General features: G+C 69.4%; 16 protein-coding genes. 9 read left to right on the top strand and 7 right to left on the bottom strand.

Features of this window, described 5'->3' with window-relative positions; all coding sequences use genetic code 11:
- Positions 1-128: 128 nt before the first annotated feature.
- Genes Q8X39_RS06435 through rocF form a run of 3 tightly spaced genes read left to right on the top strand, consistent with a single transcriptional unit; the run spans position 129 to position 2,782 of the window.
- Positions 129-881, top strand: coding sequence for a HesA/MoeB/ThiF family protein (locus Q8X39_RS06435; protein ID WP_305749282.1), 753 nt, complete (start codon positions 129-131; stop codon positions 879-881).
- Positions 882-924: 43 nt separating this feature from the next.
- Positions 925-1,845: an LOG family protein gene (locus Q8X39_RS06430; protein WP_305748830.1), complete on the top strand. Its 921-nt coding sequence runs from the start codon at positions 925-927 to the stop codon at positions 1,843-1,845.
- 1 nt (position 1,846) lies between these two features.
- Positions 1,847-2,782, top strand: a complete 936-nt coding sequence (gene rocF / locus Q8X39_RS06425; protein ID WP_305748829.1) for an arginase — start codon at positions 1,847-1,849, stop codon at positions 2,780-2,782.
- Between the two features lie 85 nt (positions 2,783-2,867).
- Here the strand turns inward: rocF and Q8X39_RS06420 are convergent, their stop codons facing one another.
- On the bottom strand, positions 2,868-4,727 hold the full coding sequence (locus tag Q8X39_RS06420) for a TolC family outer membrane protein (RefSeq protein WP_305748828.1): 1,860 nt from the start codon (positions 4,725-4,727) through the stop codon (positions 2,868-2,870).
- Positions 4,728-5,124: 397 nt separating this feature from the next.
- On the opposite strand from Q8X39_RS06420, the gene Q8X39_RS06415 reads away from it, so the two are divergent.
- Together Q8X39_RS06415 and Q8X39_RS06410 are read left to right on the top strand one after the other, a co-directional pair.
- Positions 5,125-5,883, top strand: a complete 759-nt coding sequence (locus tag Q8X39_RS06415) for a transglutaminase-like cysteine peptidase (RefSeq protein WP_305748827.1) — start codon at positions 5,125-5,127, stop codon at positions 5,881-5,883.
- A 55-nt stretch (positions 5,884-5,938) separates the two neighbouring features.
- Positions 5,939-7,810, top strand: a complete 1,872-nt coding sequence (locus tag Q8X39_RS06410; RefSeq protein ID WP_305748826.1) for a bifunctional diguanylate cyclase/phosphodiesterase — start codon at positions 5,939-5,941, stop codon at positions 7,808-7,810.
- Positions 7,811-7,888: 78 nt separating this feature from the next.
- On the opposite strand, the gene Q8X39_RS06405 is transcribed toward Q8X39_RS06410, so the two are convergent.
- From Q8X39_RS06405 to Q8X39_RS06390, 4 genes are all read right to left on the bottom strand, one after another.
- Positions 7,889-10,978 carry a tandem-95 repeat protein gene (locus tag Q8X39_RS06405; protein WP_305748825.1) on the bottom strand — a complete coding sequence of 1,030 codons (3,090 nt, stop codon included), beginning with the start codon at positions 10,976-10,978 and terminating at the stop codon, positions 7,889-7,891.
- A 286-nt stretch (positions 10,979-11,264) separates the two neighbouring features.
- Positions 11,265-12,800: an HlyD family type I secretion periplasmic adaptor subunit gene (locus Q8X39_RS06400; protein ID WP_305748824.1), complete on the bottom strand. Its 1,536-nt coding sequence runs from the start codon at positions 12,798-12,800 to the stop codon at positions 11,265-11,267.
- The gene (locus Q8X39_RS06395; protein ID WP_305748823.1) at positions 12,797-15,010 is read right to left on the bottom strand and encodes a type I secretion system permease/ATPase; all 2,214 of its coding nucleotides are present in this window, start codon (positions 15,008-15,010) and stop codon (positions 12,797-12,799) included. Before Q8X39_RS06395 ends, Q8X39_RS06400 begins: the two co-directional genes overlap by 4 nt.
- Positions 15,011-15,075: 65 nt before the next feature.
- Positions 15,076-15,621 (bottom strand): NUDIX hydrolase, encoded by a 546-nt coding sequence (locus Q8X39_RS06390; RefSeq protein WP_305748822.1) that lies wholly within the window; start codon positions 15,619-15,621, stop codon positions 15,076-15,078.
- A 139-nt stretch (positions 15,622-15,760) separates the two neighbouring features.
- On the opposite strand from Q8X39_RS06390, the gene maiA reads away from it, so the two are divergent.
- Entirely contained in the window at positions 15,761-16,402 is a 642-nt protein-coding gene (maiA, locus tag Q8X39_RS06385; protein WP_305749281.1) for a maleylacetoacetate isomerase, read from the top strand.
- Positions 16,399-17,265 carry a peptidoglycan editing factor PgeF gene (gene pgeF / locus Q8X39_RS06380; protein ID WP_369538096.1) on the top strand — a complete coding sequence of 289 codons (867 nt, stop codon included), beginning with the start codon at positions 16,399-16,401 and terminating at the stop codon, positions 17,263-17,265. Before maiA ends, pgeF begins: the two co-directional genes overlap by 4 nt.
- Here pgeF and Q8X39_RS06375 read toward each other — a convergent pair.
- Positions 17,188-17,475 (bottom strand): hypothetical protein, encoded by a 288-nt coding sequence (locus Q8X39_RS06375; protein ID WP_305748821.1) that lies wholly within the window; start codon positions 17,473-17,475, stop codon positions 17,188-17,190. The two genes, pgeF and Q8X39_RS06375, sit on opposite strands and share 78 nt — an antisense overlap.
- A 163-nt stretch (positions 17,476-17,638) precedes the next feature.
- Between Q8X39_RS06375 and phaC the strand changes: the two genes are divergently transcribed.
- Together phaC and phbB are read left to right on the top strand one after the other, a co-directional pair.
- Positions 17,639-19,396, top strand: a complete 1,758-nt coding sequence (gene phaC / locus Q8X39_RS06370; RefSeq protein WP_305748820.1) for a class I poly(R)-hydroxyalkanoic acid synthase — start codon at positions 17,639-17,641, stop codon at positions 19,394-19,396.
- 172 nt (positions 19,397-19,568) lie between these two features.
- Positions 19,569-20,306: an acetoacetyl-CoA reductase gene (phbB, locus tag Q8X39_RS06365; protein WP_305748819.1), complete on the top strand. Its 738-nt coding sequence runs from the start codon at positions 19,569-19,571 to the stop codon at positions 20,304-20,306.
- 167 nt (positions 20,307-20,473) lie between these two features.
- Here phbB and mnmH read toward each other — a convergent pair whose 3' ends face one another.
- Complete coding sequence (gene mnmH / locus Q8X39_RS06360) at positions 20,474-21,538, bottom strand: tRNA 2-selenouridine(34) synthase MnmH (protein WP_305748818.1); 1,065 nt, start codon at positions 21,536-21,538, stop codon at positions 20,474-20,476.
- Positions 21,539-21,575: the final 37 nt, after the last annotated feature.

Here is a 21,575-nt window from a genome sequence, read left to right as displayed (position 1 = left end):
CGCCGCGCCATGACACGAGGGGCCTGCGGGCCCCTCGGTCGTTCCTGTCCACACGATGGCCCGCCGTCACTGACTATCCTTGCGGCATGGACACGAACACGCCCCGCCCCGCCGATCCGCAGGACGACCTGAACGACGACCAGCTGCTGCGCTACAGCCGTCACATCCTGCTCGACGACCTCGGCGTCGAAGGCCAGCGCCGCATCGTGCGCGGGCATGCGCTGGTGATCGGCGCGGGCGGTCTGGGCTCGCCGGCCTTGCTCTATCTGGCGAGCGCCGGTGTCGGCACGATCACGCTGGCCGACCACGACACCGTCGACCGGACCAACCTGCAGCGCCAGATCGCCCACACCGATGCGCGCGTGGGCTGGCCCAAGGTGACGTCGGCGGCGGCCACGGTCGCCGCGCTCAACCCCGAGGTGCGCGTGCGGGCCCTGCAGCAGCGCGCCGACGCGGCGCTGCTCGATGCCTGGGTCGCCGAGGCCGACGTGGTGCTCGACTGCAGCGACAACTTCGCCACCCGCCATGCCGTCAACGCGGCCTGCGTGGCGCATCGCAAGCCCCTGGTCTCGGGCGCGGCGATCGGCTTCGACGGCCAGATCTCGGTGTGGGACAGCCGCGGCGAGGCCCATCCCTGCTACGCCTGCGTCTTCCCGCCGGATGCCGGCATGGAGGTGGTGCGCTGCGCCACGATGGGCGTGTTCGCGCCGCTGGTCGGCATCATCGGCACGATGCAGGCAGCCGAGGCGCTCAAGCTGCTGGCCGGCATCGGCACCTCGCTGGCCGGCCGGCTGCAGATGCTCGACGGCCGCACGCTCGAATGGACCGAGATCCGCGTCGGCCGTGATGCCGCCTGCCCGGTCTGTGGCAAGCGTCACTGAGGCTCGCGCTTGTCTTGACACCGGCCGCCGGTATGCTGGCGCCATGGACATGCACCACCCCAAGACCGCGCCCGGACGCGCCACCGTGCGCAACTTCCCCAGTGCCGAAGAGGAAGCGCAGGCGCTCAAGCTGCCGTCACGCTACAGCGGTCCGGAAAGCGCCTACAGCCTGGCCTTCTCCGACACCGACTTCCTGCTCCGAGAGGAGCTGCGCCCGGTGCGCATGCAGCTGGAACTGCTCAAGCCCGAGCTGATCCAGCAGGAACAGGGCATCGAGCAGACCATCGTGATCTTCGGCAGCGCGCGCATCGTGCCGGCCGACACGGCCCTGGCGAACGTCGCCGAGGCCGAGGCCAGCGGCGATCCCGCAGCACTTGCGCGAGCGCGCATGCAGCTGCAGATGAGCCGCTACTACGAGGAGGCGCGCCGCTTCGCGGCCATCGTCACCGAGAAGTCGCGGCGGCTGGAGACGCCGATCTATGTGGTCACCGGTGGCGGGCCCGGCATCATGGAGGCGGGCAACCGCGGTGCCCACGAGGCCCAGGGCCGCAGCATCGGCCTGAACATCGTGCTGCCGCACGAGCAGGAGCCCAACGCCTACATCACGCCGGAGCTGTGTTTCCAGTTCCACTACTTCGCACTGCGCAAGATGCACTTCGTGATGCGCAGCATCGCGCTGGTGTGTTTCCCGGGCGGTTTCGGCACGCTCGATGAGCTGTTCGAGACGCTCACGCTGATCCAGACCGGCAAGTCGCGCCGGCGGCCCATCCTGCTGTTCGGGCGCGCGTTCTGGACCCGGTTGCTGAACTTCGATGCCTTGATCGAGACCGGCATGATCGGCGCCGACGACGTTCACCTGTTCCAGTTCGTCGAGAGCGCCGAGGACGCCTGGGCGCACCTGTCCGCCTACTACGACCTGGACCGTTCCGAGCAGCCCGGCGGCGCCCATGCAGAGGACGTCTGAGATGAATCCCAGCGCAAGCCAACCGCCCCGCATCGTCGACCTGATCGGCGTTCCCACCGACGTCGGGGCGTCCGCACGCGGCGCCTCGATGGGTCCGGAGGCCTTGCGGGTGGCCGGCATCCGCCAGCGCCTGGAGGCCCATGACCTGGTCGTTCACGACCTCGGCAACGTCGCCGGCCCGGCCAACCCGTGGCAGCCGCCGGTCGACGGCTATCGGCACCTCGACGAGGTCGTGGCCTGGAACCAGCTGGCGCATGACGCCGTGCATGCGAGCCTCAAGGCCGGCCACCTGCCCATCATGCTGGGCGGTGACCATTGCCTGGGCGTGGGCTCGATCAGCGCGGTGGCGCGCCATTGCCGGGAGGTCGGCCGCAAGCTGCGCGTGCTGTGGCTCGATGCGCATGCGGACTTCAACACCTCGGCGATCACGCCCAGCGGCAACATCCACGGCATGCCGGTGGCGTGCCTGTGCGGGCTCGGTCCGCAGTCCCTGACCGGCATGTCCGGCGAGGTGCCGGCGATCCCGTCGAAGGCCATCCGCCAGATCGGCATCCGCAGCGTCGATGCGGGCGAGAAGCGCCTGGTGCACGAGCAGGACATCGAGGTCTTCGACATGCGCTACATCGACGAGATGGGCATGCGCCACGCGATGGAACTGGCGCTGGCCACGCTCGATGACCGCACCCACCTGCACGTCAGCTTCGACGTCGACTTCCTCGACCCCGGCATCGCCCCGGGCGTGGCGACCACCGTCCCCGGTGGCCCGACCTACCGCGAAGCCCAGCTGTGCATGGAGATGATTGCCGACACCGGCCGGCTGGCCTCGCTGGACGTGGTGGAACTGAACCCCGCCTTCGACCTGCGCAACCAGACCGCCGAACTCGCCGTTGACCTGGTCGAAAGCCTGTTCGGCAAGAGCACCTTGATGCGCAAGTAGGGACAGGGACGCGCGGTGCGCAGAACGACGAAGCCGCCTCGAGGGCGGCTTCGTCGTTCTGCGTCGATGGGTCAGCGTCGATGGGTCAGCGGGAAGATTCCTTGACGATGTACCACTCGGTGCCGCGACGCTGCCAGGTCAGGACCTTCTGGCTGTTGTCCTTGACCGAGCCCGAGCTGTAGGCCTGGTCGAAGCGGGTCTCGACCTGCGTCGGCGAGATCGTCTTGCGCTGCACGTTGCTGATGCGCAGGTCAATCGGGCCGGCCTTGCGCAGCAGCTTGGTGCGGTTGTCAAACCACTTCTTGCGCGACACCGCCGTGGGCTGGAACTTGGCGTCGTAGAAGCTCAGGTAGCGCGTCACGTCCTTGGTCGACCAGGCGGCGGCCCAGTCCAGCAGGCGTTGCGAGACCGAGGAGCTGAGCGGCGCTTCGGCCCGTTCAGCCGGCGGCAGGGCGCGGGCAGACGGCAGCGGTGCGGCGGCGGGTGCGGCCGTGACGGCCGAGACCTCGACCGGTGCGGTCTGGCGGGCACGGGTGTCGAGGTCGGTCTTCGTGGTCAGCGCGAGTTCGGTCGCGCTGATCGGGCAGCGTGTCGCCGCATCGTCGCCGGCCTGCCAGAAGCGGCCGTCTTCCGGTTCCTCGTTGGCGTCGCTCGCGCGCACCAGGCCGAGCACCGCGACCAGCGTGCTGGCCGACGCATGCGTGCGGGCCTTCGCGATGGCGAGGTCGTGCTCGGCCGAGGTCAATGCGCGGCGCGCGACGTAGAGCTCGTTGTCGGCGTTGAGCACGTCCAGCAGGCTGCGCTGGCCGATGTCGAACTGCTGGCGATAGGCATCGCGCGCCTTCGTGGTCGCCTGCACGTTGCGGTCGAGGTAGCCGATCTGCTCGGCCTGCGTGCGCACGTCGTTGAAGGCGATCGCGGCGGTCTGGCGGGCGTCACGGCAGGCCTTGTCGCGCTGGTCGGCGGCCTGGTTCAGCAGGTTGGCCGACTGGCGGATGCGCGACTGGTCGGCGCCGCCGTTGAACAGGTTCCAGTTGAGGTAGACACCTGCGGAGGTCTCGCGCCGCTGGTCGGGCACGCCGTCGAAGTTGTTGCCCGCGCCGGTGCGCAGGCGGGCTTCGACGCGCGGGTGCCACAGGCCGTCGCGTTCCTTGCTCTGCGACTGCGAGGAGCGGTAGTTCTCGACCGCTGCGGCGACGACCGCGTTGCGCTTGACGCTCTGCTCGACCGCCTGGCCAGCCGTGCCCGGCAGGCTGCGGTCCAGCGAGCCGACCATCGGCAGCTGGGCCGGCGGCAGTGCGCCGACCACGCGGCGGTAGCGCTCGGTCACGTCGTGCAGGTTGGCGGTCTCGGTGGCCAGGTTGGACTCGGCCAGGGCCAGGCGGGCGCCGACCTGTTCCAGGTCGACGCCACGGCCGACACCGGCCTTCACGCGCGACTGGATCTGCTCGTAGACCTGGCGGTGCTGCACGTAGTTGTCCTCGGCCAGCTGGACCAGCTTGCGTGCGCGCGACACGTCGAAATAGGCCCGCGCGCTTTCGAGCGCGGTCTGTTCGCTCGCGTCGATGAACTCGAAATACCGCACCAGCCGGGCATGGTCGAGTCGCTGGACCTGGTTCACGGTCGACAGGCCGTCCCACAGCAACTGCGTCGCGGTCAGCGCGATGCCGGTACTGGTCATCGAGGTGGACTGCGGCGTGCGGTTGTCGAAACGGTCGCGGATACGCGCCGCATCGGCACTCAGATCGACCTTGGGCAAATAGGAGCCGCGCGCCACGCCGACTTCGTCGACCGATGCCCGAAAGGCATTCAGGCGGGCGGTCACTTCTGGATTCGAGGAAATCGCACGCTGTGCCGCGTCCTTCAGCGGATCGGCCACGGGTGCCTGCGACCAGGCCGGGAAAACCAGGGCGAGCTGGCTGGCCAGAGCCAGTCTTCCAATCATCGGGAGAGACACCTTGGACATGGTGATCGATATCCTGTCAAGCCGTTTCGGGCCGTGTCGCCAAAATGCCCAAAGGCAACCCGGCAAGTACGTCAACGGCGGTTGGAGATGCAGCGGAAAAGAACGTTCACGGCCGGCGGTCCGGGGCGTTGCCGACATGAACGACCGGGCGGTCGGACAGCGGCGGCGGCATCGCGCGGATCTGGGTCGAACACCCGGGCAGGTGGCCGCCGATCGTTTGATAATAGATTTTCTTCAGTATCCCACAGGGCGGTCCGATCGGGCAAGACAACCCAGGCGATTGGCCCGATAAGCGGGGCGTTTTCCGGCCAGCTGTGCCGGTTGCCTGTCATCGGGTCATGGTCAACTCGCAGGACTGCCGACCGATAAGGTAGCGATGCCGAGATTCCTGCCGTCCTTCAAAACCGCCAAGCGGTCACACCTTGTGACCTGCTGGGCGGTTTTCGGCATTTTTCTGCAACGCTCGGTCCGCACCCTGGCGGGTGCCTGTGGACTTGGCGTGATGGCCGTGCTGCTGCTGGCGGTGCGGGATTCGGCGGCCTGGGATGTCGACCGCCTGCGACAGTCGGCGGCGCGCCAGGCGGGACAGGCACCCGATTCGATCCGCCAGCTGGTCGATCTGGTCGGTCAGCTCGCCAGCCAGGACGACGAGACCCGGCTGCAGCAGCTCAACCAGTTCTTCAATCGCCGCGTGACCTTCCGTGACGATATCGACGTGTGGGGCCAGATCGATTATTGGGCGACACCCATCGAGATGCTCGGACGCGGCGCCGGCGATTGCGAGGACTATGCGATCGCCAAGTACTTCAGCCTGATCGCCGCCGGGGTCCAGCCGGCGCGCCTGCGGCTGGTGTATGTCAAGGCCACGCTGGCCGGGCCAGGTGGTTCGAGCCAGCAGGCCCACATGGTGCTGGCCTACTATCCGGTGCCGGGCGCGAGCGACCCGGCCATTCTCGACAATCTCGTCGCCGAAATTCGCCCGGCGTCGCGCCGGCCGGATCTGGCGCCGGTATTCAGTTTCAATGCCGAAGGGCTCTGGACCGGAACTCAGGGTCCCGGCGCCGGTGACCCGCTGGCGCGTCTGTCGCGCTGGCGCGATTTGCTGGCGCGGGCCCGTGACCAGGGTTTTCTGTGATCTCCTGTAACTCGATGGGTGCCTTATGTCGTTGATACGCCAGGTGCGTGCCTTGGTGGCGACCCTGATCCTGTTTGCACTGGTCGGCAGCGTGCTGGTGACGACCTGGACCGCCCGCAGTTATCTGCAGACCCAGCTGGCCCTGAAGAACAGCGACAACGCCCAGGCGCTGGCCCTGACGCTGACGCAGCAGGGCGGCGACCGCGGCCTGATCGAGCTGGCGATCGCCTCGCAGTTCGACATCGGCCATTACCAGTCGATCCGGCTGCTGTCGCCCGAGGGCCAGGAGCTGTTCGCCCGCCAGGCGCCGCCGCGATTGGCCGACGTGCCGGCCTGGTTCGAGCGGCTGGTGCCGATCGAGTCCATCCCCGGTCATGCCGAGGTGACCTCCGGCTGGGCCCCGATCGGCCGCGTCGAGGTGATCAGCCAGCCGGTCTTCGCCTATGCCGACCTGTGGAGCGGCGCGTTGCGCACCACGGTCTGGATGCTGCTGCTGGGACTGGCCGGCGGCTTGATCTCGCACCTCGCGGTGCTGCGCCTGCGCCGGCCGCTCGACGCGGTCGTCGCCCAGGCCGAGGCGCTGAGCCAGCGCCGCTACGTCACCACCGTCGAGCCGCGCACGCCCGAGCTGGGTGCGCTGGCCCGCGCGATGAACACCATGGTCGAGCGGGTGCATGCGCAGTTCAACGAGCAGGCGACCGCCCTCGAGCATCTGCGCCGTGTCGCCAACGAGGATGCGCTGACCGGCCTGTCCAACCGCAGCCATTTCCTCGCCCAGCTGCAGGAACAGCTTGACCATGAGGCGCTGGGCGGTGCCCGCCTGATGTTGTTGCGCGTGATGGGCCTGGCCGAGCTGAACCGCCAGCGCGGCCACCTCGCCACCGACGCGATGCTCAAGCTGCTGGCCGACCGCCTGCGACTGCCGCTGGGCACGCACCTGCCGTTGTTCAGCGGCCGGCTCAATGGCAGCGACCTGGCGGTCGTTCACGGCGCGGCCGGTTGGCACGACGACATCCCGGCCGAGCTGATGGCGCGGCTGCGCGAGCGCCTGCAGTCCTACGACGGTGTCTCGGTGGTGATGTCGGTGCGTGCGCTCGGGCGTGGCGAGCCGCTGCACGAAGTCCTCGCCGGGGCCGACGCCGCACTGGCGCGGGCCGAGGCGCGCGAGCCCTTCGCGATCGAGCTGGGTGCGGCGCCGACCACGGTCGAGCCGGTCGGTGGCGAGCAGGCCTGGCGGCAGGCAATCCGCCAGGCGCTCAGCGATGGCCGGGCCCGGCTGGGCGAGTTCCCGGTCGTGGACCGCGACGGCGCGGTGCTGCACCTCGAATGTCCCTTGCGCCTGCAACTGCGCCTGGACGGTCCGCACGAGGTCGCCGGCACCTGGCTGCCCCATGCGCTGCGCACCGGCCTGATGCCCGATGTCGACCTGTGCGCGCTGGACCTTGCGCTGCGCGCGATCGAGCGCGATGGACAGCCGCGCTGCGTCAGCGTGTCGCCGGTCTCGCTGCTGACCAGCGGTTTCCTGACCCGCTTGATGCTGCGCCTGCGCGGGGCGGGCGGCGATGCGTCGCGGCTGCTGTTCGACATCGACGCCGTGCAGATCGCCCGCCATCCCGAAGCGCTGGTGGAACTGGGCCGGCTGGTCCGCGCGCTGGGCGTGCGGGTTGGCCTGGAACATGCCGGCGAGCGTGTGCCCGACTTCGCGCTGGCGGCCCAGGCCGGCATCGACTACGTCAAGCTGTCGCCGTCGCTGGTGCATGAGCTGGCCGACCTGCCGGCGCGCCAGCAGTTCGTGCGCGGACTGGTGTCGACGCTGCGCGGGCTCGGCCTGCAGGTGGGTGCCGAGGGCGTCTCGCGTGCGCAGGACCTGCAGGCCGTGCGCGAGGTCGGCTTCGACGCCTGGACCGGACCGGCGGTGCGGTCCTGAAACGCGACAGGCGCTCGGGAGAGCGCCTGTTGCGGTTCGCGGGCGGGCGATCCGTTCGCCCTGGTCCGCACGCCTTGATCAGGTCGCGGTGATGTCCGCCAGCAGCTTGCCCTGAGCCACCAGCGCCGTGACGATCTGCGCATCGGGTGCGTCCGCACCCAGGCCGAGGCTGGCATTCAGGTCGACGCCCTGCAGCGTGATGCTCAGGTTGGCCGCGCCCTGGCCGTCGCTGTTGACGGTCACGACGGTGCTGCCGCCGACCTGGCTGAAGTCCAGGTAGGCGTCGATGGTGCCGGTGGTGGCACCGACCAGCACGTCGCGCAGGTCCAGCACGTCGCCGTTCTGGCTGAGTGGCGCGGCGTCGAAGTTGTTGACCTGCCAGGCATGCGGGGCGACTTCGGTGCCGGCGTCGGCCAGGGTCCAGGCGAACACGTCGCTCTGGCCGGCCAGGCCGGTCAGCACGTCGGCCGCCGGGGCATTCACGCTCAGGACGCCGGCATTCGGCGCAGCCGGGGTGTCGGCCACCTGCACGCGGTAGAAGGCCGATTCGGTCGAGCCGCCAGCCTGCACCGTGAAGGTGAAGTCGCTGGTGGCGAGCAGGTCGGCGCCGATGATCGGCGAGATGAAGCCGGGGTTCGGCGTGTAGTGGATCTCGTGCGCCGAGAGGATCTGCACCGTGCCGTCCTGCACCGCGATCGTGTCGCCGATGGCGACGGCGGTGTTGTTGATGCGGGTGATGGTCGCGTTCGGGTCCTCGAAGGTCGAGGTCAGGTTGGCCGTGAAGCCCTGGTCCTTGTTGGTCAGGAAGGTGTCGTTGACGATGTCCGAGACCGCCAGCACGACCAGGTTGGCGGTTGGGCTGTTGACGGTCGCCTCGCCGTCGCTGACCGTCAGGTTCAGGGTCGGCGTCGGCTGGCCAGGCGCCGGTGCGCCGCCGCTGGTGTGGCTGAACTGGTCGGGGTTGTTCAGGAAGGAAGCGCCGTTCAGCGCCGCGTTGATCGCGGCGGCGGTGCCCACCAGCTGCACGCTGCCGCTGCCGTCACCGCTGATCCGCAGGCCGTCGACCACCGTGGTGGCCAGCGTGAACTGCCCCTGCGAGACGTTCACCGTCGCGGTCAGGATGGTGCCGGGGCCGTCGGCGTCGGAGACCGTCAGCGCGTTGCCGTTCGCGCTCGAGAAGACCCGGGCGATGTCCTCGCTGGTCGTCAGGCCGGCCGCACCGGTCGCCGGCAGGTTGATCACCGGCAGGTCGTTGACCGAGGCGACGTTGATCGTCGCGGTGGCCGGCGTGCTTTCGAGGCTGCCGTCGCTGATCGTGTAGGTGAAGCTGGCCTGGCCGTTGAAGTTGGCGTTGGGCGTGAAGCTGACGGTGCCGTCGTTGTTCAGCATGGCCGAGCCGCCGGTGCCGCTGGTGACCGAGACGACGCGCAGGTCTTCGGGCGGGTTGTCGACGTCGGTGTCGTTGGCCAGCAGTTGGGCGACGGTGTAGGTCGTGACGGTGTCCTCGGTCGCGCCGAGGGCGTCGTTGTTCGCGACCGGGCGATCGTTGATCGCCTCCAGGGTGATCGTGGTGCGGCCGGTGGTGGCGTTGATGCCGTCGCTGACGCTGTAGGTGAAGTCGCCCACCGGTGCGCCAGCGACATGGTCCGCCGGTGGCTGGTACTGCAGGCCGGCGAGCTGCTGCGCGGTCAGCGTCGCGTTGTTGCCCACGGGGGTGCCGTCGGCCAGCAGCACGCTGCCGATGGCCGGCAGGCCCGTCACGGTGATGGTCAGCGTCGAGCCGGCGTCCGGATCGGTCGGGGCGGTCAGGCCGAGGCTGACGTTCGGGCCTTCCTCTCGCGCATTGATGCCGGAGGACGCCACGATCGGCGAGGCATCGTCGTCGGTGATCGTCACCAGCCGGTCGACGCCGCCGACGCCCAGCTGGAAGGTCTCGTGGGTCTCGTCGATGCCGTCGGGCTGGGTCAGCAGCTCGATCACGAAGGTGGTCACCCCAGCCGGGACGGTGAGGGTGCCGCCGATGACCGGGATCGGCGTGCCGCCGGGGTAGGTCACGGTCATCGCGCCGAGGTCGGCCGCCGGGTTGGCCGCGGCGGTCAGGCCGGTGGCCACGCCGGCCAGCGAGACCGCGAAGGTCGTCGGCGTGCTCGACGGGTTGCTCAGGACCACGTCGTAGGTGACGGTGTTGGGCGTGCCGGTGCCCTCGATCACGTCGGCGATGTTGTCGTTGTCGGTGTCCGGATTGCGCGGCGTGACGGTGGTCACCGTCGGGGCCGCGTCGTCGTTGACGATGACTCCGACGCCGCTGCCGCCACCGGGCAGGTTGGTGATGGGGTCGGTGACGGTGCCGATCAGCGTGACCGTCTCGTTCGGCTCGTGGATGTTGTCCTGCACGATCGGCACGCGGACCTGGATCTCGGTGACGCCGGGCGGCACCTGGACGACGTTGCCGACGGTCCAGGTGACGCCGTCGAGCGAGTGCTCGATCGGGCCGTAGTCGACGATCGGCGTCGCGCTGTCGGCCGGCGAGCCGGTCTCGAGCGTGACCACCAGCGGGCGATCGGACGGCTGCGTCAGCGTGACGGTGAAGGGCAGGGTGCCGCCGCCTTCGGACACGGTCGAGCCGACGATGTTGAGGGCGGGCGCGACGTTGGCGATGCCGGCATTGACCTCGGCACCCGGCTGGTCCTGGGTCGTCAGGTCGCCGATGCCGCGCAGGTCTTCGCCCGCGCCGGCGAGGTCCCAGGACTGGCCGGACAGCGACTCGTTGAGGCGGCCGATGCGCAGGCCCGGCAGCAGCGAGCCCGGTTCGCCGAGACCGGCCGAGGGCGGTTCGAGCAGCAGGTCGGCGCCGAGCGGGCTGCGCGCCAGCCGGCTGCCTTCGGCGTTCATCTCGACGATGCCGTCCTGGGAGGTCAGGATCATGTCGCCCTTGCGGATCTCGTCGCCGACCTTCAGCTGGCGCAGCGTGCCGTCGGGCGTGCGGATCACCACCTCGCCGGTGATGCCCAGCACGACGCCGGCCGGCAGGCGTGCGGGCACGTAGTCGGGGATGAGCTGGACGGCCTTGAGGCTGGGGATGTCCTGCGGCGCGGAGGCGGCACCAGCCGCCGCTGCGGCGGCGGCCGTGTCGGTCTCGGCGACCGGGGTTTCAGTTGTTTCAGCCATGACGTCGTCCACTCCAAGCTAGCCGTGGATCGCCGGTCGCAGCCAGTCGCTGCGCGGCCAACTTCAAGTAACGGATGAAGTGACCCACGTATGGAGTTGAAGGATATCGCTTCGGTTCCTGGGCGGCGCGTCTGAAAAGCCCGGTTTGATACGCGTCACACACCTCGAAACACATCTGTGGCGCACCAGCGCCGTGCAGATGTCACGAACCGTGCGCGAGCGAGATGTTCAGTTCAGGTTGAGGGCGGGCCGAACCCCGGCGGGCTCGGCCGACGTCGCCCCCGCCTCAACGTTCCCGCAGCGCGTAGGCACGGGCCTTCAGGATGGGCTTGAGCAGGTAGGACAGCACCGATTTCTTCCCCGTCAGGATGTCCACCGACGCGGTCATGCCCGGGATGATCGGCTGGTCCTCGCCGAACTCGGGCCGGTTGGTGCGCACGCGCACGAGGTAGTAGGCATTGCCGCGCTCGTCGACCAGCGTGTCCGGGCTGATGTTCTCGACCACCGCCTCCAGGCCGCCGTAGATCGAGAAGTCGTAGGCGGTGAACTTCACCATCGCGGCCTGGCCGGGATGGATGAAGGCGATGTCCTTGGGCTCGACGCGCGCCTCCAGCACCAGCGTGTCGTCCAGCGGGACGATCTCGACGATGTCCTTGCCCGGCTGCACCACGCCACCGATGGTGTTGGCCAGCAGGCGCTGGACCCGGCCCCGCACCGGCGACTTGACCTGTGCCTTGCTGACCCGGTCGGCCAGCGCGACGGCGCCCTGGTTGAGCGCGCTGAGCCGGCCCAGCACGTCCGACAGCTCGCGGCGGGCCTCGTTGCGGAACTGAAGCTCGGTCTCCTGGCTCTTGCGGCGGGCCTCGCCGATGGCGGCCTGCAGGCGGGCGATCTGGGCAGCGGCGGCCTCGACGTCGCCGCGGTTGCGGCTGACCTCCCGGTCCAGGCGCAGCACCTCGACCTCGGAGATGGCGCCGGTGGCCAGCAGCGGCCGGGTCTTCTGCAGTTCCTGGCGCGACAGCGCCAGCGCGCGCTGAGCGGCCGACTGGCGGGCCTGCGATTCGCCGAGTTCCTGCTGGCGCTGCTGCAGCTGCTGGCTGCTGATCGACAGCGTGGCCTGCAGCTCGCTGACGCGGGCGTTGTAGAGGTTGCGCTCCTCGTCGACGATGCGCGTTTCCTCGGCATTGCCCGGCTGCGGTGACGGCGGGTTGAAGCTCGCGCCTTCGGCCAGCGCCTTCAGGCGGGCCTGGCGGACCTTCAGCGCGAACACCTGCGCGGCGCTCTCGCGCACGCCGGATGTGGCGCGGGTCTCGTCGATGCGCAGCAGCAGCTGGCCTTCCTCGACGTTGTCGCCCTCGCGCACCAGGATCTCCGAGACCACGCCACCATCGAGCGACTGCACCACCTGCAGCTGGCGCGACGGGATCACCTTGCCGTCGCCGCGCGTGACCTCGTCGATCTGGCCAATCGCCGCCCACAGCAGCAGCAGCAGCACGATCAGCGAGACCACCCGCACGACGAGCTGGGCCCGCGCGGTGTCCTCCCGGCTCATGAGGTCGAGCGCCTCGTACTCGTAGTTGAAGCGGTTCTGGCGGGCGCGCTGCTCGGCGCCCGGATCGGGCAGGTCGGTCACCGTGCTGCCGAAGACGTGGCGCAGCACCTTCGCGACGAAGGCCTGGGCGCGCTCCAGGCGACCCGGTGCGGCGGCCGCTTCTTGGACGGCCGCGCCGAGCGCGGTCGGCTCGGGTCGCAGGGTGTCGGCGCCGGCTTCGGCCGTGTCGCGGCCATCGGGCCGTTGCCGGCTTCGGGTGGTGTCGTTCATGCGGCCCTCGCGATGCGGCCGGATTGCAGGGCTTCGAGGACGCGGTCGCGCGGTCCGTCGGCGATGACGCGCCCGCCGTCGACCACGACGATGCGGTCGACCAGCGCCAGCATCGAGGTGCGGTGCGTGACCAGTACGACGGTGCGGCCCTCGGCGAAATCGGCCACCTTGCGCGTGACCATCGCCTCGGTCGAGAAGTCCATCGCGCTGGTCGGCTCGTCGAGCAGCAGCAGCGGCGCGTTGTGCAGCAGCGCGCGGGCCAGGCCCACGCTCTGGCGCTGGCCGCCCGACAGCAGCTCGCCGCGTTCGCCGACCTGCAGGTCGTAGCCGCGCGGGTGCCGGTGAATGAACTCGGTCAGGCAGGCGATCTCGGCCGCGGTGGCCACGCTCTGGTCGTCGGCATAGGGCATGCCCAGCGTGATGTTGTCGCGCAGCGTGCCGTAGAACAGCGTGACGTCCTGCGAGACATAGGCCATGTTGCGGCGCACGTCGGCCGGGTCGAGCTGGCGCAGGTCGATGCCGTCGAGCAGCACCGCGCCGGCGCTGGGCTGGTACAGGCCCAGCATCAGCTTCTGCAGCGTGCTCTTGCCCGAGCCGACCTTGCCGATCAGCGCGACCCGCTCGCCGGGCTGGATGCGCAGGCTGACGCCGTCGATCACCGCGTCGTCGCGGCCGGGGTAGGCGAAGCGGACGTCGCGCAGCTCGATCTCGCCGCGCAGCTCGCGACGGTGCAGGAAGTTCTGCCCGACCTCGCGCTCGATCGGCTGGGCCATGACGCCGTTGAGCGCCTCCAGCGCGGTGCGCGCGCCCTGGTACTGCATCAGCAGGCCGACGATCTGGCCGGCCGGCGCCAGCGCCCGCGAGGCGAGCGTGGTGCAGGCGATCAGCGCGCCCATGGTCAGCTGGCGGTCGCCGATCAGGTAGACGCCGATCACGATGATCAGCAGCGAGACCGCCTGCACCAGCGTCGAGGTGCCGAAGCTGGCCCGGTTGGCGATGCCGCGCATGGCCACCTGGGCCTGGGCCAGGAACTGGTTGCCGCGTTCCCAGCGGGCCTGGATGACGCCCTCGGCGGCCTGGGTCTTGAGCGTCTCCAGTCCGGTCAGGGCCTCGACCAGCGTGGCGTTGCGCTGTGCGCTGGCCTGGTGGGTCGACTTGGCCAGGCGGTGCAGGCGGCCCTGCAGCGTCCAGCCCATGAACAGGATCGCGCCGAAGGCCAGCAGCACCGGCAGCGCCAGCCAGCCCGAGATCCAGGTCATCGCCAACAGGAACAGCAGGGCGAAGGGCAGGTCGATCAGCGTCGTCACGGTGGAGGCGGCGATGAAGTCGCGCACCTGCTCGTAGCCGCGCAGGTTGGCCGCGTAGCTGCCGACCGAGGCCGGCCGGTGTTCGAGCTTCATGCCCAACACGCGTTCGAGCAGGCTGGCCGACAGCTGCAGGTCGATGCGCGCGCCGGCCTCGTCGACGAAACGGCTGCGCAACAGGCGCAGGTAGAGGTCCGCGCCCAGCACGATCAGCAGGCCGATGGCCAGCGTCCAGAGCGTCTCGGTGGCGTGGTTGGGCACCACGCGGTCGTAGACGTTCATCGTGAAGATCGGGAACGCCAAGGCGAAGAGGTTGATCAGCAGCGCCGCCCACAGCACGTCGCGGTAGACGCCGCGCTGGCTGCTGACGGCCGACCAGAACCAGTGGCCGGTGTCGGGCGGCGCGGGCTGCGGCGTGCGCTCGTCGAAGCGGAAATGCGGCCGCACGAACAGCACCACGCCGGTGTAGCGCCGGCGCAGCTCGTTGCGGTGCATGACGATGGCGCCCTGGCCGGTCTCGGGCAGCAGCACGCGGGCGTCGCCCTCGGGCGTCCAGCCGAGCAGCACGCAGGCGTTGCCACCCTTGAGCAGCAGGATGGCGGGCAGCGTGGCCGGGTCGATGCGGGTGCGACGCAGGCGCTGCAGCCGCGTGCTCATGCCGGCACGGGCGGCGGCACGGTCGGCCAGCGCGAGGGTCAGGCGGCCCTCTTCGAGCGGCAGGCCCGCGCTGAGCCCGGCGCGCGAGACGTTCACGCCGTGCAGCCGGCAGACCTCGATGAGGCAGTCCAGCAGCGGATCGGGGTGGATCAGGTCCTCGCGCAGCCGGGCGACGACGGGATCGGGTGCCTCGATGGCCGGTTCGGTTCCGGGCACGGGCTGGGGCGGAGGCGCGGCGGCGTCGGTCATGTCGGAGGCAGGTGGGGCGACGCGCAGGGCGGCGTCGCGCGTCGGGTTGCCGGCGTCGGCAGGGCTCAGGCGATGTCGCTGTGGTGCACGCCGAACTGGCCGTTGCGGCGGTCGGCGAAGTAGTGCTCCAGCGTCACCCGCACGGTGCGGAAGGCCAGTTCATGCCAGGGCAGGTCGGCCTCGCTGAAGAGCTGGACCTCGATGGTCTCGGGCCCTGGGTCGAAGCGCAGGTGCTGCAGCGCGGCGCGGTAGAACAGGTGGACCTGGCCGGCCCGCACCACGTTCAGCACGGTGTAGAGCGGCAGCATCTCGATGGCCGCGCCGGCCTCCTCGACGGTCTCGCGCAGTGCGCCTTCTGCCGTCGTCTCGCCCAGTTCCATGAAGCCGGCCGGCAGCGTCCACAAGCCACGTTGCGGCTCGATGTTGCGCCGGCACAGCAGGACCTTGTCCTCCCAATGGGGCACCGTGCCGACCACGTTCAGCGGGTTCTCGTAGTGCACCTCGTGACAGGCCGGGCAGACGGCGCGCTCGCGGTTGTCATCGGCCGGCACGCGGTAGGCGACCGGCGTGCCGCAGGCTCGGCAATGCTTGATGCGGGGCGTGAGAGGCATCGTTCCAGTGTAGCGGCGAGGGTCTGCGTGGCATGATCGTTTGCCGATTCCGGCGGTCTGCCGCGAGGTCCTTCACGGGCCCGGATGGCGCGGTCGCCACCGCCTCCCTATCCCCCTGGTCACGAGCGTTCCCATGTCCTTGCAGCTGTTCAACTACCACCGCTCGTCGGCCTCGTTCCGGGTCCGGATCGCCCTGGCGCTCAAGGGCCTGCCCTACGACTACCAGCCGGTCCACCTGGTGCGCAACGAGCAGCTCGGTGCCGACTACGCCGCCCGCTCGGCCCAGCGCCTGGTGCCGCTGCTGGTCGACGGCGATCAGGCGATCAGCCAGTCGCTGGCCATCATCGAGTACCTCGACGAGACCCACCCCGACCCGGCGCTGCTGCCGGCCGATCCGCTCGGCCGGGCCCGGGTGCGTTCGCTGGCACTGGACATCGCCTGCGAGATCCACCCGCTGAACAACCTGCGCGTGCTGCGCTACCTGGTCAAGGACCTGGGCGTCAGCGAGGACGCCAAGAACGCCTGGTATCGCCACTGGGTCGAAGGCGGGCTGGAGGTGGTCGAGCGCCGCCTGGCCAGCGAGCCGGCCACCGGCCGCCACTGCCACGGCGACACGCCCGGCCTGGCCGACTGCCTGCTGGTGCCGCAGATCTTCAATGCCCAGCGCTTCGACTGCCGGCTCGACGGCCTGCCCACCGTCATGCGCATCTTCGAGGCCTGCATGGCCTTGCCGGCCTTCCAGGCGGCCCAGCCTTCGGCCTGTCCGGACGCCCAGGAATGAGCCTGTCGTCCCTGAGCGTGTCGACCCAGCCGGTCGCCGCCCCGTCGACCCGCCAGGACGAACGTGGCCTCTGGCCTGTCTTCAGCCACCCGGCGGTCGGCGCCTTCATGAGCACGCGGGTCGGGGGTGTCAGCGTCGCGCCCTTCGATGCGCTGAACCTGAAGGCCGAGATCGGCGACGACCCGGCCGCCGTTGCTGTCAACCGGACCCGGCTGCAGGGCTGGATCGGTGCGCGGCCGGTGCGGCTGGACCAGGTCCACGGGACGGTGGTCTGCGCGCTGGAGCAGGTCGATGCGGGCGGCGGCTTGCCGGTGGCCGATGCGTCGGTCTGCGGTCGTCCGGGCCTGGCCTGTGAGGTCCAGGTGGCCGACTGCCTGCCGGTGCTGTTCGCCGACCGCGACGGCCGTGCGGTGGCCGCCGCCCATGCGGGCTGGCGCGGCCTCGCCGGCGGCGTGCTGGAGGCGACGCTGGCCGCCCTGCACGCGCGCCACGGCGTGTCGCCCGATCGTGTCGAGGCCTGGCTCGGGCCCTGCATCGGACCGGCCGCCTTCGAGGTCGGCGCCGACGTGCTGGCGGCCTTCGGTGGCTCAGTCGATGAGCCTGGCGCGTCGTTCCGGCCGCGTGCCGGCGTGGCGGGCAAGTGGTGGGCCGACCTGGCGGGACTGGCGCGCAAGCGACTGGCTCAGGCCGGCGTCACGGCGGTCGGCGGGAATGACGGTGGGATCAGCGGTGGAGTCAGCGGTGGGATGGACGGAGGCACCGGCTGGTGCACCGCCAGCGAGCCGTCACGCTTCTTTTCGTTCCGCCGCGACCGGCTCACCGGCCGCATGGCCGGCTTCGTCTGGCTGCGCGACGGGGGCTGAGGCGGGCATCGTCACGGTGCCCTGTTCAGCCTTGCGGCGTGCCCGCGCCCGCAACGGTGTGCCCAGCAGGTAGAGCACCAGCGCGATCGGGCCGACCCCGTAGAGCATCAGCGTGAAGAAGGCGCCGAGCAGCGAGCCGCCCGGGTGCACGGCCTCCGCCACGGCCATCATCAGGGCGACATAAAACCATGCAATGGCGACGAGATACATCCGAGTTTCCTGTGGCGGTCCGGTGTCGCGGGTGCGACACCTACAGTTTCATGCAAGGCTCAAGACCCATAATCATTTTCGCCGTCCAGTCCATTCCGGGCCCGGCGACGGATTGTCCTGACGCATGGCATGGCCATGCACCGTGTACCCGATGGAGGAGACGATGAGTGGATTTCTCGGGCAGATGCCCGGGTTGGGTGGCTCGATGGGCCTCAACCTCGAAGAGAGCCTGAAGCAGGCGTTCTCCATGACCGGCACGCCGCAGTTTGGCGAAGCCGGCCAGCAACTCGGAGAACTCGGTGCGAGCCTGGGTGATTCCCTCAAGGGTTTCTCGCAGCTCAAGATCGCGCCGGCTGACCTGAACCGCATCCAGGCCGAGTACATGGCCGCCGCCGCCGAACTCTGGAACGGGGCCATTTCCGGTTCCTTCCAGGCCATGGCCGGCGACCGTCGCTTCTCGAACGAAGCCTGGAAGAGCAACCCGCTGTCGGGCTTTTCGGCGGCGGTCTACCTGCTCAACGCGCGCACGATGATGTCGCTGGCCGATGCCGTCGAGGGCGACGCCAAGACGCGTGCGCGGGTGCGTTTCTCGGTGCAGCAGTGGATCGACGCGGCCGCGCCTTCGAACTACCTCGCGCTCAATCCCGAGGCGCAGAAGAAGGCGATCGAGACCAAGGGCGAAAGCATCGCGCTGGGCATGCAGCACCTGCTCAACGACATCCGCCAGGGTCATGTCTCGCAGACCGACGAGAGCCTGTTCGAGGTCGGCCGCAACGTCGCCACGACCGAAGGCTCGGTGGTGTTCGAGAACGAGCTGTTCCAGCTGCTCGAATACAAGCCGCTGACCGAGCAGGTCCACGAGCGCCCGATGCTGTTCGTGCCGCCCTGCATCAACAAGTTCTACATCCTCGACCTGCAGCCGGACAACTCGCTGATCCGCTACACGGTCGCGCAGGGCCACCGCGTCTTCGTGGTGAGCTGGCGCAACCCGGACGAAAGCCTGGCCGCCAAGACCTGGGACGACTACATCGAGGACGCCGTCATCAAGGCGATCTCGGTGGTCGGCGAGATCAGCGGCAGCGAGAAGTTCAACATGCTGGGCTTCTGCGTCGGCGGCACCCTGTTGAGCACCGCGCTGGCCGTCCTGGCCGCGCGCGGCCAGCAGCCGGCCGCCAGCGTCACGCTGCTGACCACGTTCCTGGACTTCAGCGCCACCGGGGTGCTGGACCTGTTCATCGACGAGGCCATGGTCAAGGTCCGCGAGATGACCATCGGCGAGAAGGCCCCGAAGGGCCCGGCGCTGCTCAAGGGCAAGGAACTCTCGGCCACCTTCAGCTTCCTGCGTCCGAACGACCTGGTCTGGAACTACGTCGTCGGCAACTACCTCAAGGGCGAGACGCCGCCGCCGTTCGACCTGCTGTACTGGAACTCCGACAGCACCAACCTGCCGGGTCCGATGTACTGCTGGTACCTGCGCAACACCTACCTCGAGGACAAGCTCAAGAAGCCGGGTGCGACGACGGTGTGCGGCGAGAAGGTCGACCTCGGCAAGATCGAGGCGCCGTTCTACATCTACGCCTCGCGCGAGGACCACATCGTCCCCTGGGACTCGGCCTACCTGAACACCAAGGTGCTCAAGGGACCGCTGCGTTTCGTGCTGGGTGCCTCCGGCCACATCGCCGGCGTGATCAACCCGCCTGCTAAGAAGAAGCGCAACTTCTGGACCAACGACCAGCTGCCCAAGGCCGCCGAGCAGTGGCTCGACGGCGCGACCGACCAGCCCGGCAGCTGGTGGCCGGACTGGTCGGACTGGCTCAAGGCCAACGGCGGCAAGCTCAAGGCGGCGCCGAAGTCGCCGGGCAACCGCAAGTACAAGGCGATCGAGCCGGCACCCGGCCGATACGTCAAGCAGAAGGTCTGACGACCGCCTGCACAAGATTCCGGCGCTGACCGTCGAGCGCCGGACAGGAGACCGGCCGAGCCTCACCACGAGGCGGGCCGCGAACGATACGGGGTGAGTACGGACCCGTGAACCGATCTGGCCGCGCGATGATGCGGACGTCTCAGATCGACTTGCACAGAGGAGCAGAGCAATGGCACAGAAAGTGGCGTATGTGACGGGTGGCATGGGTGGCATTGGTACCGCCATCTGCCAGCGTCTGGCGAAGGACGGTTTCAAGGTCATCGCCGGTTGCGGCCCCAGCCGTGACCACGTGAAGTGGATCGAGGAACAGCGCGTCCTGGGCTACACCTTCTACGCTTCGGCGGGCAACGTGGCCGACTGGGATTCGACCGTCGAGGCCTTCGCCAAGGCCAAGGCCGAACATGGTCCGATCGACGTGCTGGTCAACAACGCCGGCATCACGCGCGACCGCATGTTCCTGAAGATGAGCAAGGAAGACTGGGAAGCCGTCATCAGCACCAACCTGACGTCGATGTTCAACGTCACCAAGCAGGTGGTCGCGGACATGGCCGAGCGGGGCTTCGGCCGCATCATCCAGATCTCGTCGGTCAACGGCGAGAAGGGCCAGGCCGGCCAGACCAACTACTCGGCCGCCAAGGCCGGCATGCACGGCTTCACGATGGCCCTGGCGCAGGAAATGGCGGCCAAGGGCGTCACCGTGAACACGGTCAGCCCGGGCTACATCGGCACCGACATGGTCCGCGCGATCAAGCCGGAGGTGCTGGAGAAGATCGTCGCCACCATCCCGGTCAAGCGCCTGGGCACCCCGGAAGAGATCGCCTCCATCGTCGGCTGGCTGGCCGGCGATGATTCGGGCTTCACGACCGGTGCCGACTTCAGCTGCAACGGCGGCCTGCACATGGGGTGAGTCCGGACAGGAAAAGGTCCTGAGGACCTTTTCCTGCCGGACGAACCGATGGGGCTTGCAAGCCCCATCGTGGGGTGCGATGGCATGTACCCATCTGAATGAACCAACGGCGCACCTCGGTGCGCCGTTTGTCTTGGGGCCAGCGAGGCTCGCGCCTGCCGGCTGATTCAGCCCTCGTCGGCGATCAATTGCCGCGCGGCATCGCTCAGGCTGGCCTCGCCGCCATCGGCCAGCACGAGCCGGCGGGCTGCCGCCAACCCCACGAAATGCTGGGCCAGCGAGCTCATGTAGCCCGGGTCGTAGTGCTGCAGCATCAGGTCCATGAAGACGGCGGCCGTCTGGCCCGCACGCGATTGCGCCTGCCACTGCTGAACCCGCTCGCGGCCCCGCAGTTCGACCAGGGCGCCCAGCAGCCGGCAGAAGTTCTCCGGGTCGCGGTGCAGGTGGTCGTAGTCCTCCAGCAGCAACTGCAGGCGAGCCTCGTCGCTCATCTCGACCAGAACGCAACGGCCGTCGGCGCGCATGCGGGCGATGAGTTCCTCCGGCAACCAGCGCTGGCCGAGCTTCTTGCTCTCGCTCTCGACGTAGACGGGTCGGGTTGGATCGAAGCGCCGCAGGGCCTGCCAGATCCGGCTGTCCAGCATCTTTTGGCTGGGTTGCGTCTCGCCGGGCGGCAGCCCCAGCACCGAGCCGCGATGCACCGCGAGGCCCTCGAGGTCCAGCACCTGCGCGCCCTGGCGGGCCAGCGCATGCAGGAGCCGTGTCTTGCCCGAGCCGGTCTTGCCGCACAGCACGCGCCACTGGAAGCGTGCCGGCCAGGTGTCGAGGTCCTCGCGGACCTGGTTGCGGTAGGCCTTGTAGCCGCCGTCGATCACGCTGGTGCGCAAGCCGATGCGGTCCAGGAACCAGGACATGGTTCCGGAGCGGTCACCACCTCGCCAGCAATAGACCAGGGGACGCCAGTGCTTGTCGACCGGCGCGACCCACCGGTCGATGTGGTCGGCGATCCGGCGGGCAACCAGGGCGGCACCGCGCTTGCGGGCCTCGAAGGCGGAGACCTGCTTGTAGAGGGTGCCGACGATGCGGCGCTCCTCGTCGTCCAGCACGGGCCAGTTGATGGCACCGGGCAGGTGGTCCTCGGCGAACTCGGAGGGGGAGCGCACATCGATGATGGCGCTGTAGCTTTCCAGCGCCGGCATGACATCCGGCGCGGCGACACGTTGGAGACTCATGCGGCGATTGTCGTGCGGCCGCAGGCGCCGCCGTCTC

The sequence above is a fragment of the Leptothrix discophora genome (assembly GCF_030705305.1).
GTDB lineage: Bacteria > Pseudomonadota > Gammaproteobacteria > Burkholderiales > Burkholderiaceae_C > Sphaerotilus > Sphaerotilus discophorus.
This window is presented reverse-complemented; position numbering and strand designations above follow the sequence as displayed.